General features: G+C 65.7%; 1 pseudogene. It reads right to left on the bottom strand.

Annotated elements, in window-relative coordinates:
• A pseudogene (locus L858_RS20815) lies at positions 1 to 644 on the bottom strand (Tn3 family transposase); the annotation flags it as partial.

The raw sequence follows: 644 nt of genomic DNA, 5'->3' as shown, positions 1-644 counted from the left end.
CCCGGTCGAGACGTGCCCGAAGTGCCGGGTGAAGCCGGTCCAGCGTTCGACTTGCGACAACACGTCGGTGATACGCGTGGCAGGCAGCATGTCGTAGCAGGCAAGCGTCAGGCGCCGTCCTTCGTCGTGCCTGGCATCATCGTCCTTCAGTTCCTTGGGAAATCGCAATCGCTCGCCAGCGAACAGGGCAGCATCGCGTCCGGCCAGATTGTGGGCGACGTCGCGCAAGGCGCTGTCGAGCTGCGCGGCGCGCTGATCGAGCCATGCGTGTGGATTACCGAGCGAGAACGGCGGTTGCAGCGCTGCGCCGGATAACGGCGCGAGCAGCACGTCCAGCGACCTGTGCCGCCTTGACCTCGGCACCCAGATATCACCCGAGGCCAGTGCATTGGTGAGCGCGCCGTAAGTCGCCATCTCCCAGTGCGTCCGGTCGATCTTGCCGGCGACCACGACATGGCGGTGCCAGCGCCGCTCGACATGACCGAGCGGAACGTCGGCAGGGAGGGGCTTGCGCCAGTCGCCATCAAGATTCGACAGGATCGCCATCGCGTCGCGCAATGCCGCGGTGCCGGCCCGACCGTGGAAATCGAGCGCTTGCAGGAATAGAGGCCCTGTTCGCTTGAAGGTCCGGTATTCGGCTGCGA

It is taken from the genome of Sphingobium bisphenolivorans (assembly GCF_000412635.1).
GTDB classification, from domain to species: Bacteria; Pseudomonadota; Alphaproteobacteria; order Sphingomonadales; family Sphingomonadaceae; genus Sphingobium; species Sphingobium bisphenolivorans.
The sequence above is the reverse complement of the archived record's forward strand: the minus strand, read 5'-3'. Positions and strand labels throughout refer to the sequence as shown.